The sequence below is a fragment of the Rhodothermales bacterium genome (genome assembly GCA_013002345.1).
Taxonomy (GTDB): domain Bacteria; phylum Bacteroidota; class Rhodothermia; order Rhodothermales; family JABDKH01; genus JABDKH01.
Map to the genome: position 1 here is coordinate 1 of JABDKH010000375.1, position 14426 is coordinate 14426.

Genomic DNA, 14426 nt, shown 5'->3' on the forward strand with positions numbered 1-14426 from the left:
GTCTCGATGAACGCCATGCCGGCGACGCCGTCGTCGACCGTCGGGAAATCGTATCCACCGACCGGCGGCGACTTCCCATCGATGCCGTCCGAGATGGCGGCCGCCGCCGCCAGGTACACGTTCGCAAAAGCCTCGATGAATCCCTCGGGATGCGCAAACGGCGTGCGCGTATTCGCCTTCGCCGCCGCACCCAGATAATCGTTGCCCCGCCGATGCACCTGCCGCGGCGCGTTGGCAAACTTGACGATCAGATCGTTCGGATATTCCTGATGCCACTCGATCGACGCCTTCGTTCCGTAGGCGCGGATACTCAACGCGTTCTCGTCGCCGTTGGATATCTGCGACGCATAGATAATTCCTTTCGCCCCGCCCTTGAAACGAATGAGGATATTGCCGTCGTCATCGAGCTCACGACCGGGGATGAACGCCGTCAACTCGGCGCACATTTCGTCGACCTCCACCCCGCACACGTACCGAACCAGGTTGTGCGCATGCGTGCCGATGTCACCGATGGCGTTTGAGACTCCCGCGACGTTCGGGTCCGAGCGCCAGTTGGATATCTGTCCCTGACCACCGCCCTCGACATCGCCGACCGCGTAACCCTGCGGATACTCTGCTACTATCTTTAAGAGCCGGCCCAGCTCACCGTCCTGCACCATCCGACGCGCCTCCTTGACCATCGGATAGCCGGTGTAGTTGTGCGTGAGCGCGAACACGAGGCCCGTCTCACCCACAATGTCACGCAATTCGAGTCCCTGTTTCAGACTGTACGCCAACGGTTTATCGCAGACGACGTGAAATCCCGCCCGCAGGAACGTGCTCGCGACGTCGAAGTGCATGTTGTTTCGCACGACGATACTGACGAAGTCGATGCGTTCGTCCTCTGGAAGCCCAGCCTCAACCCGCGCCATCTCCTCGTAGCTGCCGTACACACGCGACGGATCGAGGAAGAAGTCCTCGCCCGACAGTCGTGACACCTCGGGATCCGACGAGAAGCAGCCTGCCACAAGTTCAATCTTGCCGTCGAGATTGGCGGCCATGCGATGTACCTGGCCGATGAAGGCTCCGCGACCTCCACCGACCATACCCATACGTAGTTTCCTGTTCATCGGAATAGGACGATGATGATAATTCGATCACTGTCCGGGCGGCCGGCCTAACAGGCGACCGGCCGACCCGAACGTGCTGACTCGTAAATGGCGTCGATAATCTTCATCAGGGACAGGGCCTGTGCCGGTGTGTTGAGCGGTTCCTCCTTGCCCTCGATCGTGCGGATGAAGTTTGTAGCGGAGCGGTTACGTCCCATCTCGATATCCTTTTGCGCGATGATTGACCGATTGACCGAGATGCCATTCTCCTGTACATAAAGCTCACACGTGTCGGTCGCGCTGTCGTCGTCGCCGTCCTTCGCGTACGCTCGCTCGACCCTGCCTCCTGCACCAGTGCCCTGGAAAACTACCGACACCTCCTCACCTCTCACCATCTCCGCCCACGAGGCTTGAAGGGTCAAGACCTGACCCGTCTTGAACGTTACGAACGCGTGCGCGGCGGCCTCTACGTCCGTGGTCCCACCCTCGACGTCAGGCAATCCCCATGGCCCCTTGAAGTTTTTGTCGTTGATGAAGTCGTCGAAGGTCTGTCCAAGTACGTAGGCCGGCTCCGGATAGTCCATGAAATACAGGGCAAGATCGAGCATGTGCAACAGGTCGATGAGCGGGCCGCCGCCTGAGAGGGCACGTGTCGTGAACCATCCGCCAAACCCCGGGATGCCCACTCTCCGGATCCACTTCGCCTGCGCCGAATTGATGGTTCCGACAGTACCGTCCTCGATGTAGTTGCGGATCGCGTACGACTCCGGCCGCGCACGGTTGTTGAAATTGAACATCAAGATCTTGCCTGAAGCCTCCGCTGCCTCAATCATGCCGACTACCTCAGCGGCGTTCAGCGCAGGCGGCTTCTCGCAGAACACGTGCTTTCCGGCGTTCAGGCCCTGGATGGCCAGCGGTGCGTGGAATTTGTTCGGGACGATAATCGAGATCGCGTCCAGGCCCTTCATCTCAAGCAGATCCGAAACGTCGTCGAAGACGTGGGGAATGTCACGCTCTGCCGCAACCTTGTTCGCCCGCTCGATCGCGATATCCGCGATGCCAACGATTTCCGCACCCGCCGATTCAAAGCCTTCGATGTGATAGTCGACCATTCCGCCAGCGCCGACAATTCCGATACTTATAGCCATAGGAGATACCTGTTGTTACGCGTGAAAGCTGTCCGGACGAAATGTCCGCATATGCGTTTTCAGGACGCTCACGTTCACCCGAAATATAGCTTCCGGATGTGGGTCTCGCCGCTGCAATTGACGTCCCGGGACGTCGGGCATTCTTCGCTGTGCACGCGCGTGTCTTTCAGCGGCTAAGAGACAAATACGCGGCCGCTAGCGTTGGCGCATTACGAACTCACGTCGGGTCATTCGTCAGTTCCGCTAAACCACGAGTTTTGGTGGGATAAGACATAAACACATTCCGCGGAAGATTAGCGTAGTTGAGCACCACCACCCGCTGTCCTGCCGTTCGAATGGATTGTTCAGGGTACTCCGATCGGGTTTGAGGCACACGATCATGAGGGGGGATGAGCGAGAGTTTAGTCGACCGCTCGTCGCCCTCAACTCAACAGAAATCGGGCTCTGGGCCGTCTCTCGGGCTGCCCGGTGATTCCTGACTGATCAAAACCGGCCCTCACGGCGTGCGGATGTCGCCGATATTCCTTAATGTGTTCATATCAGGTCTAACGGATTGGGCGTCGTCGCAGGGACTACGAGCGCCGCAGTCTGCAAATCTCACAGAAATCCCCGTTGATACCTAGCGAAAGGATTTCGCCAGACCCGGCTTTCCGCCTGGTCCGGTATTTGTAAACCTCTCAATGTGCTGTCGTCCAGGGTTGTTCTTCGATCTGATTCAGATCGTCGGATGGCGCGGGCGGTGGTAGAAAAGCACTTTGCACAGTGGGCCGTACGCGTGGCCGGATTCGGCCGTCGCAGAAACGGTACAATTCTGATCACTAAAAGAACAGTTCCATGTCAAAACTGAGACAATTCCTTAGCACTGCCGTCCGCTCTGCGGCGTTTGTGGCAGCCGGCCTGCTGGTCTACTCTGCTGCTTCGGCCCAGATCGTGATCGACGATTTTGAGACGACACAAATTATTACAGACGCTGGTCCGACAGTCGCATGGGCCGCGGACGGCATACTCGGCGAGTACCGTACCGGGCGCGTCAACTGGGCGGTGGGAGAGACTGGTATGGTCATCGATGGCGGTGCCTTTTTTGCCGCGGACCCGCAAGGCGTGGGTTCCGTTATCCTGGAGTGGGACGGCGACGATGATACCGACACCTACTCCGAAACCGGTCTGGGCGGTGTGGACCTCACGATGGACGATGCCAACGTCGCACAGCTTGGTATCCGATTCGAGGTATTCGCCGAGCTGTCCTATAAAGTACTTCTGGTCGTTAGCACGGACGAGACACATGCCTCGTCAGTGGAGCTCGACGGAGCCGGGTTCTCCGTGATCACGATTCCGTGGCTCGATTTCGTCGACAGCGGCACAGCCGGTGGAGCCGATTTCTCGAACGTCGGCTCAATCCTGATGGTGTTCGCAGGTGACAATGACTTCGCTATCGGACCCGTCGACACGTATCCGGACGACAACATCCTGCCGGTCGAGCTGGTCTCCTTCGACGCCGTGACCAACGGATCGACGGTCAACCTGTCCTGGAACGTTGCATCCGAATCAGACAACAGCGGATTCTTCGTCGAGCACAAGTCGGTATCTCTCGCGAAAGACTGGTCGGAGATGGGCTTCGTGGGTTCGAAGGGCAATACGACGGCCGGCGCTTCCTATGGCTTCACGGCCGACGTAGCACTTGCCGGACGTCACCAGTTCCGACTCCGCCAGGTGGACCTCGATGGTACGTTCACGTACTCGCCGATCGTGGAGGTAAGTGTCGACGTACCGGGCAGCTTCCTGCTTGGAAAGGCATACCCGAATCCGTTCAATCCGACGACGAGCTTCTCACTTTCGCTCGCAGCCGGCCAGAACGTCGAGATCAGTGTGTTTGACCAGCTGGGTCGCCAGGTGATGACGCTGCACAAGGGATTCCTTGAAGGTTCGCAGGGTCATGTGTTCAACATCGATGCGAGTGCACTGACCACCGGCATGTACGTAGTCCGGGCCGCCGGTGAGGTTGCAACTTCGTCGATGACGGTGACGCTCATCAAGTAGTCGCTGCGGAACCGCGACATACTGCTTAAGTAGCTAAGCCGGGCGGGGAATTCCTCGCCCGGCTTTTCTATTGCGGTCACCGTCCCCGAGACGACTAATGACGTTTCTCAACCCGCTGATTCTGTTCGGCCTGATCGCAGCGGGTATTCCGTTACTGATCCACCTGTTCAATTTCCGCCGGCCGCAGAAGGTTGATTTCAGCTCGCTCGCATTCCTGCGTGAGCTCCAGTCAACGACCATGCAACGGGTCAAGATCAAGCAGTGGTTGCTGCTGCTGCTACGGACGCTGGCCATCGCGAGCCTGGTGCTTTCGTTCGCCCGGCCCACGCTCAAGGGGTCGATCGCGAGCGTCCTGGGCGGAGATGCCGAGAGCGCCAGTGTTCTTGTACTCGATAACTCTCTCTCGATGACGGTCCGCGATGTTGACGGGGTCCTGCTCGATCAGGCTCGCGAGACGGCCCGAGGCTTCGCCGAGCTGTTCGGATCGGGCGACCAGGTGGCCGTCATCCGGACGAGCGATCGGAATCCGGATGAGATACGCTGGCTGAAGTCGAGGCAGGCGGTGGAGGGGGAGATCGACGAAACCGAGCCCTCGGCCATAGCGATGAGCATCAGCGAAGCCGTCACACATGCGGGGCGCTTGCTGGGGCCATCTTCCTTTGTAAATCGGGAAGTATTTGTTCTGTCAGATTTCCAGACGGCCACGCTCGGTGACTCCCTGACGTCGGACTTCCCTGCGGGCGTGCCCGTGAGGCTGGTGAAGATCGGGTCGCAGGACGTCGTCAACACGGCCGTCACGGACGTGGTCATTACGAGTCAGATCGTCGAGCCCAACCGACCCGTACGGATGGAGGCAACGATCTCGGGCACGGGTTCTGAGAGCGGGTCGTCGGCCCTGGTCAGCGTGTTTCTTGATGGAGAGCGATCTGCTCAATCGGAAGTGGAAGTACCGGCCAACTCGGTCGCGACCACCGAGTTCGTGGTCACGCCGCGCCGCACCGGCTGGCTGGAAGGCGTTGTGGAACTGGAGGATGACGCATTCCAGAATGACAACCGCAGATACTTCACGATCGCAGTTCCGGAGACCCGCCGTGTGCTTCTTGTTCGCGGCGCGGGTTTTCGTTCGAACTATCTCAACCTTGCTCTGTCGGCAGAGGTGGCGCCCGGCCGAACGCGATTTGACCTTGATGTCGTCACGCCGTCCGGACTGTCGTCCGCGCGCGTGAGTGACTACGATGTATTGATCCTGGCGGGCGTTTCGGATCTTTCGAGCGGTCAGATCAGCGCCGTCGGATCTTTTGCAGAGGCCGGCGGGGGGCTGCTCATCTTCCCGTCAGTGACGTCCGACGCATCGGCAACCAACGACGTGCTGGCACGGCTGGGCGGAGGGTCGGTGGAGCGAACGGTGAGCGCCGCTGCGGCCGGGGCACCCGTGGCCGTCATTGACGAGGCGGACACCGAACACACTCTTTTTGAAGGCGTGTTCCAGATTGATGATGCGACGACGGGTCCGCGTATCGAGCGGCTCGATGTGTTCCGGTATTCGGCGTACCGCTCGGCGAACGCCGCAGAGATTACGCTCATGCGTCTCTCGACAGGACACCCGTTCCTTCAGGAGATTCCCGTGGGGCGAGGCAAAGCGCTCTTCATGGCTTCCTTGCCGGTGCCCGAGTGGTCCGAGTTGCCTGTTCGTGGTCTCTTCGTACCGCTGATATATCGAGCGCTGAGCTATCTGTCGTCAGGTGAATCACCTGCCGGGGACGATCTCACGATTGGTCGCGGACTGGACGTGCTGCTGCCCGGATCGAGCGAGTCGGACGTAATTATAATTGCCGGGGCAGACCAGGAGCTGGTGCCGCCGCAGCGACCGTCGTTTGGCGGAGTGGTGGTCACCATCGGTGACGAGGTGGAAACGGCCGGCGTCTACGACGTGAGAATCGGTCAGCGCCTTGCACGAAAAATCTCTGCGAATCTGGATCCTGTGGAATCCGACCTTCGGACGGGCTCTGGAAATTCGGCCGCCAATCGATTGAAAGGGGGAAGTGAGATTGACGTCCGGGAAATGCTGCTCGAGAAGGCCGGAGGTCCTGGGTTTGCGGCCGCCGTGGCCACGATGCGTACGGGATTAGAGCTGTGGAACGTCTTTTTGGGGGTCGCGTTGGTAATTCTGCTGGCAGAAATGCTTGTCTCCAGGCTGTGGAAGCCTGAGGCAGCATCCGGTTAATTTGAGCGCAGAATCCTCTGGTTGAGCCGAATTAGATATGCCTGTCGAAACCGACATTCTGAAGCTTCTGCAGGTCTTCTTGCTGCTGGCGTTTCTCGGAGTAACAGGCCTCTTTCTGATTCTGTCGGTGATTCATCGGCGTCGGCTGCTCGGGGTGCTTGTCTCCGTTCCAACCGGGACGTTCTTCGGCATTCCCGCCCGGCCCGTGGTTTTTGCCGCGGTCTTGCTGGCCATCCTGGGCGCGGGTATTCTGGCAGGCGCGACCGTCTCACCGTTTCTCATCGCCGGGTACATCCTGGGTGCGGTCTGCTGGGGAGCAGCCACCCACATCAGCACCACAATTCTCGTGTTTGACTATGGACTCGTGACCGGTTTGATAGACCGGGACGCGTCACTGCTCTGGAATCGAGTGGAAGATTATTTCTGCCGCGACAAGAATCGGTTCCAGGACCTCTACGTCTTCTTCTATCGGGACGAGCGTGGCAAACAGCGGCGATTCGAGGTCGCGGTGCCGCGCGCATACGTGACCGAGTTTTCTCAGGTCGTCGATGACATTCTCGAGACGCGTTTCACCGCACGCATGCAGCGTCGAACGACCCGCCGGGCCTTCAAAGGACTGTAGCCGAAAGCGCTCACGTGCAACCGCCGGAGCGCCCCCCGGTTCAAGAGGTTCGCACAACCCGCCACACGACACGTCAACTATTGTCTGAGTCCGCACCACAACCGCAGGAGAAGGCCATCCTCGTCGGAGTCTCGCGCATGGGCGAGGGGTCCTGGGAGATCGATGACTCCCTGGATGAACTCGAACTGCTCGCGGATACCGCCGGGGCCCTCGTAACGGATCGCGTCGTTCAAAGCCTGACGAAGATCAACCCGGCAACCTATGTCGGCAAGGGAAAAGTTCAGGAGATAAAAGGCCTGGTCAAGATGCGGGACGCAGACCTCGTGATCTTTGACGACGACCTGGTGCCAGTCCAGCTTCGGAATCTGGAGCGCGAATTCGGCTGCAAGCTTGTCGACCGCTCGGGGCTGATCCTCGACATCTTCGCAAGCCGCGCCAAGACGGCCACCGCGAAGACACAGGTCGAACTCGCACAACTGGACTATCTCCGCACGCGCCTCACCCGCGCGTGGACACACCTTTCGCGTCAGAAGGGTGGCATCGGCACGAAGGGTCCCGGTGAGACACAGATCGAAACCGACCGCCGAATGATCGGCCATCGGATCTCTGTGCTCACCGATCGACTCAAGAAAATCGATCAGCAACGAAAAACTCAGCGCAAGGGACGATCACAGTACACGCGGGTGTCACTGGTCGGCTACACGAACGCCGGAAAGTCAACACTTATGAATGCGCTCGCCGACACAACGCTGCTCGCTGAAGACCGGCTCTTCGCGACACTCGACTCAACAACACGAGTGGCTGCACTTGGTCCGGGAAAAGAGATCCTGCTTTCGGACACCGTCGGCTTCATCCGGAAGCTGCCGCACAAACTGATCGAGAGCTTCAAGAGCACACTCGACGAGGTGAGGGAGTCGGATGCACTTGTTCACGTCGTAGATGTCACACATCCGGGATTTCAGGATCAGATTCGAACGGTGAATCTTACTCTCAAGGAACTTGGCGCCCTCGAGAAGCCGACCTTGATGGTGTTCAACAAGATCGACAGACTCGACGAAAAGGAGATCATTCGGCCGCTTCAATCAGAGTACCGACACTCGGCTTTCGTGTCCGGCCTCCGTGGTATCGGTTTGACCGAGCTCAAAGCGGGCTTGGTCGAGATGATCGAGAGCGACTTCGTCGAACGTACGCTGTACATACCGGCCGAAGATTCGAAAACCGTTGCACGCATTCATCAGGTGGCCGAAGTGATCGATGAAGAGTATGTGATTGTGGACAGCTCCACCGACGGAGAGCAGAAGGCGGTCGTCCGTCTCCGGTTTCGCGTGTCCCCGATGCAGCAGTCGGCTCTCAAGTCCGATCTGGACAAGTATGCGGATTCGGCCTAGCAGGAACCTGTTCCGCGAAGGCAGGTTTGCCGGAGGCAAAACTGAGCGGGGTTCGGCCTCGCGGATCCCGGACCTCCACGGATTCAGGCATGCGTATTGCACTGTAACCCGTTGGGCGGATCGTTAACTGAACGATGGACGCGTACGATCCTGTTGATAATAGCTGACGACGTCGAGCGAAAATGACGATAGGGAACCTCATAAGCAGATCAGTTCCGGCACTCAGAATGACGGACTCGGTCGAGTTCGCTCTGTCGCTTCTGATGGAGCTTCGCCTCCGCCACCTGCCGGTTGTGGACGGCGATGGCGCGTTGCGAGGAATCGTGTCGGAAGACACGCTCCTGGATGCCGATGGACCAGAGGCACTTGTGGGCCAACTTATTGAGGGGACTCCTGTCTCGGCGACGCTCGATCAGCATGTCTTTGACGCGACGCGAATCATGGTCAGGCACGACCTCACGGCACTGCCCATTCTTGATAGTGAAGGTCGTCTGGCAGGGATCGTGAAGCGCCACGACATCCTCGACCAGTTCGCCAGAATGCTGTCGACCGACGAGCCCGGAGCAATCCTCGCTCTCGAGGTACATCCGTCCGACTACTCTCTGTCACAGCTTGTCTATTCGATTGAGCAGGCTGACGTCAAGATTCTCTCGATTTCGACTGAGGCGGCGGCAGGAGAAGGCGGGACAATTTCTGTCACCGTCAAGCTCAATTCGTCCGAAACAGCACGTGTCCGTCACGTTCTGGAGCACCAGGGCTATCGCATCGTCGCAGCGTTCAGTGACGAATACGACGAAGAAGATTTCCGCCAGCGCGTGCAGGAGTTCATGCGATATCTCGAGGTCTGACGAGTCCATGCCGGACCCATCTCGAACCGAGGCTCTGACCGGAATCCTCGACTCACTGGTTCTTGCGGCATCGCTCGATGTCGCAGCACGCTTCGTCCGAACGTATCGTGATCGCCGGGACGGCGTCGATCCGTCTTCGCAAGAAACGGACGAGGTAGCCCTGGAGCGCCTGGCTGGTCTCGTGGACGGCCTGGGGGAGATCGCCGCACGCCTTCGACTGTATCACCTCCTGGCGATGGGTGAAGCACCGATTGAATCGACACTCATTCGGAGATTTGAAGCCCTCACGCTGGTTGGAAGGGCTGCGGGCATGTTGCGAGTGGTGCACCAGAGTCTCCTCAGCGTGTACCCCGCCGTTGATGAAGCCGTAGTCGAGCGTGCGCGACGTCTGCAGACGCAATTTGACAGTGGGAATGAGCATGGATTGGCAAACGTGGAGGATGTCGATCGGTTGGAGGAGTTCGCGCGGTCGCTTTCGCTCCAGCTTGCATCGCCAAACCGCTCCTGACGGCCTCCACTCCCGGCTTTCAATACGCCAGAAATACTGCTTTCAGAAGCACGTAGCGCACGGTTTTTTCGTATCTTAGGTGGTTCGATATCCCGTCGACCCGTCTCCCACCAACCGCACACACCCACGAGATGAAGGACGCGAAGAAGCAGGCCGGAAGAGCGGCCTATGGCGCCTCAAATATCCAGGTCCTTGAAGGCCTTGAAGCGGTTCGTAAGCGGCCCGCAATGTACATCGGCGATGTAAGTTTTCGGGGCCTTCATCACCTCGTCTATGAGGTCGTGGACAACTCCATTGATGAGGCCCTCGCCGGCTACTGCGACCAGATCGATGTGGTGCTGAACGCAGATGGATCGGTCACGGTGTCGGACAACGGTCGCGGTATCCCGGTCGAGATGCACGAGGTCGAAGGTCGGTCAGCCCTCGAGGTTGTCATGACGACCCTGCACGCTGGCGGGAAGTTCGACAAGGACACGTACAAGGTGTCCGGTGGTCTGCATGGAGTCGGCGTCTCATGCGTGAATGCCCTTTCGAAGAGGTTGATTGCCACAATCAGTCGCGACGATCACATCTGGCAGCAAGAGTACAAATGCGGAAAACCGACGATTCCTGTCACTCAGTTGGAGTCTACGGCCGACGAGGACAAAACCGGAACGACCGTTCAGTTTTGGCCTGACGATTCAATCTTCCAGACAACGGACTACCGGTTCGACACGCTGGCCGAACGCCTTCGCGAACTGGCTTATCTGAATCGGAACGTGCACATCTCGATTGAAGATGCTCGCGATCCCGACGAAATGCTCCGTGAGGAATACCATTTCGAAGGGGGACTCATCCAGTTCGTCGAATATCTCGACGAAGCGCGAACGCCCATTCACAACGAAGTGATCTTCATCGAAGACGATACCGGCGACGTGCCCGTTGAGGTCGCGATGCGGTACAACCAGGTCTATTCGGAGAATGTCCTCTCGTTCGTCAACAACATCAACACCCATGAAGGCGGAACACACGTGTCCGGCTTCAGGCGTGCGCTGACAAGAACGCTGAAGAATTGCGCCGATCGTAACAACCTCATCAAGAACGTGAAGATCGACCTCTCGGGAGACGATTTTCGCGAAGGCATTACCGCTGTCATCTCAGTCAAGGTGGCGGAGCCTCAGTTCGAGGGTCAAACGAAATCCAAACTCGGCAACTCCGAGGTACAGGGCGCGGTCGAGTCCGTCGTCGCTCGCAAGCTGGAGCAGTGGCTCGAAGATCACCCTCGCGAATCCAAGCAGATCATCGACAAGGTCGTCCTGGCTGCGGAGGCGCGATCGGCGGCCCGCAGAGCACGCGAACTGGTTCAGCGCAAGAACGCATTCAGCGCCGGAGGTCTTCCCGGTAAACTCGCGGACTGCTCGTCGAAGGATCCCGGCGAATGCGAACTCTATCTCGTCGAGGGCGATTCGGCCGGCGGCTCAGCCAAACAGGCCAGAGACAGACACTTTCAGGCCATCTTGCCCCTTCGTGGCAAGATTCTCAATGTCGAAAAGGCACGCCTCGACAAGATCCTCGGAAATGAGGAGATCCGGAATATCATTACGGCCCTGGGCACCCACGGTCTCGCCACGCTGCCCGACGGATTCAACGTCGATGGACTGCGTTATCACAAAATCATCCTGATGACGGACGCCGACATCGACGGCGCCCACATCCGCACACTCCTGTTGACGTTCTTCTACCGGCAGCTTAGACCGCTGGTTGAGCGAGGCAATATTTTCATCGCGCTTCCTCCGCTGTATCGCGTAGGTCGCGGTAAGGAAGAACGCTATGCGTGGACGGAGGAGCAGCTCGCCACGGCGTCGCAGGAGCTAAGCAAAGACGGCAAATCGAAGATCTCGGTACAGCGCTACAAGGGCCTCGGTGAAATGAACCCGGAGCAGCTCTGGCAAACGACGATGGACCCGGAAACGCGAAGACTCCACATCGTGACGGTCGAAGATGCGGCTGCTGCGGATCGAGTATTCAGTACGCTGATGGGAGACTCGGTTGAACCCCGTCGTAAGTTCATCGAGCGGAACGCCAAATACGCGACCCTCGACGTCTGAAACGTATCTCGACGACGGATTGACCACAGAACAGACATACACCGGAGTGCCCGACCTGTCCGTGGTTGTGCCGGTCTTCGAAGAACAGCGGTCTCTCCATGAACTAGCGGATGAAATCCGTTCGACCCTCACAGCCGCAGACCTGTCGTTCGAGGTGATCCTTATCGACGATGGCTCTACCGATGGCTCGTGGCAGGTCATCGAAGAGCTTCACGAGTCAGACGAGCGATTCATCGGAATTCAGTTCCGCAGGAATTGCGGCAAGTCCGCCGCGCTCGCCGTCGGATTCGAGCGGGCGTCCGGAACCTACATCGCGACCCTGGACGCGGATCTGCAGGACGACCCCGCAGAACTGCCGGACATGGTCGAGATCCTCCGGTCGGGTCACGACCTGGTCAGTGGCTGGAAACGCGTCAGGCAGGACCCGCTAGGAAAGAAGATCCCGAGCCGCTTCTTCAATTTCGTGACGAGGAGGATCTCCGGTATTTCGCTGCACGACTTCAACTGCGGACTGAAAGCGTACCGCAGCGAAGCTGCCAAATCGGTGAGGGTCTATGGCGAACTGCACCGCTATATTCCGCTGCTGGCTAAATGGGAGGGATACACGCGGATAGCCGAAAAGGAAGTCCGCCACCGCCCTCGCAAGTACGGCGCTACGAAGTTCGGTCTGGAGCGCTACATCCGCGGCTTTCTCGACCTGCTCACGGTGCTGTTCATCACGCGCTTCGCGCGTCGGCCCATGCATTTCTTTGGAACGCTGGGCTCACTCGCGTTCGTCGGTGGTTTCCTGATCAGCCTCTACCTGTCGTACGAGAAGATCGTACTCGGCCTGCCCCTCGGCGATCGGCCACTGCTGCTCTTCGGTGCACTCATGATTCTGCTCGGTGCACAACTGTTTCTGACAGGACTGCTCGCTGAGATGATTATCAAGCAGCGTATGGAGGACTCGTCGACGTACGATATTGCGCAGGTGACAGGCCGACGGAACTCCTCCGCGGCTCCCGGCCACACTCGTCGACAGGCTGGATTACCCGAATAGTACTTTGTGGGTGCAGGCGCAAGATGGCAACACAAGGCACCGCGCACTCGCGACATATTGTTCTCGTCGGCCCGGCGTTTCCATACCGCGGCGGTATCGCACACTTTGTGGACCGACTGGAACGCGAACTCTCCTCGAGAGGACATCAAACCGACATCATATCCTTTCGAAGACTGTACCCGACCATCTTCTTTCCGGGTAAGACACAGTTCGAGCCGGAGCCCGCGGCCTCGCACGCAGACGCGTCCCGGCGAATGATCGATTCGTGTAACCCGCTGTCGTGGCGCAGTTCGGCGGATGCCATCAACGAGGCTGATCCTGACATTGTCGTTCTGAACTACTGGATGCCCTTCTTTGCGCCGGCCATGGGGACCATTGCACGCCGCGTCCGGCGACCGGGCCGATCCGTTGTCGCCATCGTCCACAACGCGATCCCCCATGAACGAAGACCGGGCGACCGGATGTTGACGAACTATCTGCTCAAGCGGCCAGATCAGCTTGTCGCGCTTTCTCGACGGGTTTCGGACGATCTCGAACAGGCGTTCGGCGTCCGATCGACCGTTGTCCCGCACCCGCTGTACGATCACTTTGGACCAGGCATCGCTCGCACGGAAGCGAGGAGCGCGCTGGATCTACCGACGGATGCGCCGGTGCTGCTATTCTTCGGCTTCGTTCGCCACTACAAAGGACTCGACCTGCTCCTCCAGGCGATGCCGTCCATTGTCGAGTCATTGCCCCGTGCGAGACTCGTGGTCGCCGGGGAATTCTATGAAGATGAAGAGCTGTGCAGATCGATCGTGACACAATCAGAAATGGAGCGTCATGTGACGTTCCACGACGGATATGTGGCAGAAAAGGATGTGCGGACGTATTTCTCGGCGGCAGACGTTGTCGTGCAGCCGTATCGATCTGCAACCCAGAGCGGCGTAGCACAGATTTCGTTCTTCTATGACCGCCCGTTGATTACCACCGACGTAGGCGGGCTTGCGGAAGTTGTGGACGAAGGCCAGACGGGATTCATCGTCAAGCCGAACGAACCCGACGAATTGTCCAGAGCGGTGATCCGGTTCTTTTCGGGAGGGTGTGCAGCCGAAATGACGGAGAATGTGGGTCGGGCCAAGCACGGGTTTTCCTGGTCCGTGCTCGCCGAAGCCCTCGAAGAACTCTAGCCGAATCAGAGATGCTCTACGAGCCCGTCAAAGATCGCCTGATCGGCCTGGCCAAACGCAGTCAACACCTGCGCCGCGTGTACTACGTGATGTTGAACGTGGTATTCCTGCGCAGCTGGTACGTGAGACGCACCATACGTCGACTTCTAACGAGCAAGGGCGGCGATGCTGTGGCCGTCCTTGATGCCGGAACCGGCCTGGGCCAGTTCGCCTGCTACACGGCCTCAAGATTTCCGGCTGCGAGGGTACACGCCGTAGATCTGAATCA

The 14426-nt window shown here is 58.8% G+C and carries 12 protein-coding genes; 10 read left to right on the forward strand and 2 right to left on the reverse strand.

Annotated features, from left to right (window positions below; all coding sequences use genetic code 11):
• Both HKN37_17595 and HKN37_17600 read right to left on the reverse strand, forming a co-directional pair.
• The coding region (locus HKN37_17595; GenBank protein NNE48470.1) for a Gfo/Idh/MocA family oxidoreductase at positions 1–1115 on the reverse strand (1115 nt) is incomplete at its 3' end.
• A gap of 41 nt (positions 1116–1156) precedes the next feature.
• Entirely contained in the window at positions 1157–2236 is a 1080-nt protein-coding gene (locus tag HKN37_17600; protein NNE48471.1) for a Gfo/Idh/MocA family oxidoreductase, read from the reverse strand.
• 834 nt (positions 2237–3070) lie between these two features.
• On the opposite strand from HKN37_17600, the gene HKN37_17605 reads away from it, so the two are divergent.
• The 10 genes from HKN37_17605 to HKN37_17650 all read left to right on the forward strand — a co-directional run.
• Complete coding sequence (locus HKN37_17605; protein ID NNE48472.1) at positions 3071–4273, forward strand: T9SS type A sorting domain-containing protein; 1203 nt, start codon at positions 3071–3073, stop codon at positions 4271–4273.
• Between the two features lie 97 nt (positions 4274–4370).
• On the forward strand, positions 4371–6497 hold the full coding sequence (locus HKN37_17610) for a VWA domain-containing protein (GenBank protein ID NNE48473.1): 2127 nt from the start codon (positions 4371–4373) through the stop codon (positions 6495–6497).
• 37 nt (positions 6498–6534) lie between these two features.
• Positions 6535–7119 (forward strand): hypothetical protein, encoded by a 585-nt coding sequence (locus tag HKN37_17615; GenBank protein NNE48474.1) that lies wholly within the window; start codon positions 6535–6537, stop codon positions 7117–7119.
• Positions 7120–7256: 137 nt separating this feature from the next.
• The gene (gene hflX, locus HKN37_17620) at positions 7257–8507 is read left to right on the forward strand and encodes a GTPase HflX (GenBank protein ID NNE48475.1); all 1251 of its coding nucleotides are present in this window, start codon (positions 7257–7259) and stop codon (positions 8505–8507) included.
• A 182-nt stretch (positions 8508–8689) separates the two neighbouring features.
• The gene (locus HKN37_17625; protein NNE48476.1) at positions 8690–9355 is read left to right on the forward strand and encodes a CBS domain-containing protein; all 666 of its coding nucleotides are present in this window, start codon (positions 8690–8692) and stop codon (positions 9353–9355) included.
• A gap of 7 nt (positions 9356–9362) precedes the next feature.
• Positions 9363–9863, forward strand: a complete 501-nt coding sequence (locus HKN37_17630) for a hypothetical protein (GenBank protein NNE48477.1) — start codon at positions 9363–9365, stop codon at positions 9861–9863.
• A 131-nt stretch (positions 9864–9994) separates the two neighbouring features.
• Positions 9995–11950, forward strand: a complete 1956-nt coding sequence (gene gyrB, locus HKN37_17635; protein NNE48478.1) for a DNA topoisomerase (ATP-hydrolyzing) subunit B — start codon at positions 9995–9997, stop codon at positions 11948–11950.
• A gap of 55 nt (positions 11951–12005) precedes the next feature.
• Positions 12006–12989, forward strand: coding sequence for a glycosyltransferase family 2 protein (locus tag HKN37_17640; protein NNE48479.1), 984 nt, complete (start codon positions 12006–12008; stop codon positions 12987–12989).
• A 23-nt stretch (positions 12990–13012) separates the two neighbouring features.
• Positions 13013–14158, forward strand: coding sequence for a glycosyltransferase (locus tag HKN37_17645; protein ID NNE48480.1), 1146 nt, complete (start codon positions 13013–13015; stop codon positions 14156–14158).
• Positions 14159–14169: 11 nt separating this feature from the next.
• The coding region (locus HKN37_17650; GenBank protein NNE48481.1) for a class I SAM-dependent methyltransferase at positions 14170–14426 on the forward strand (257 nt) is incomplete at its 3' end.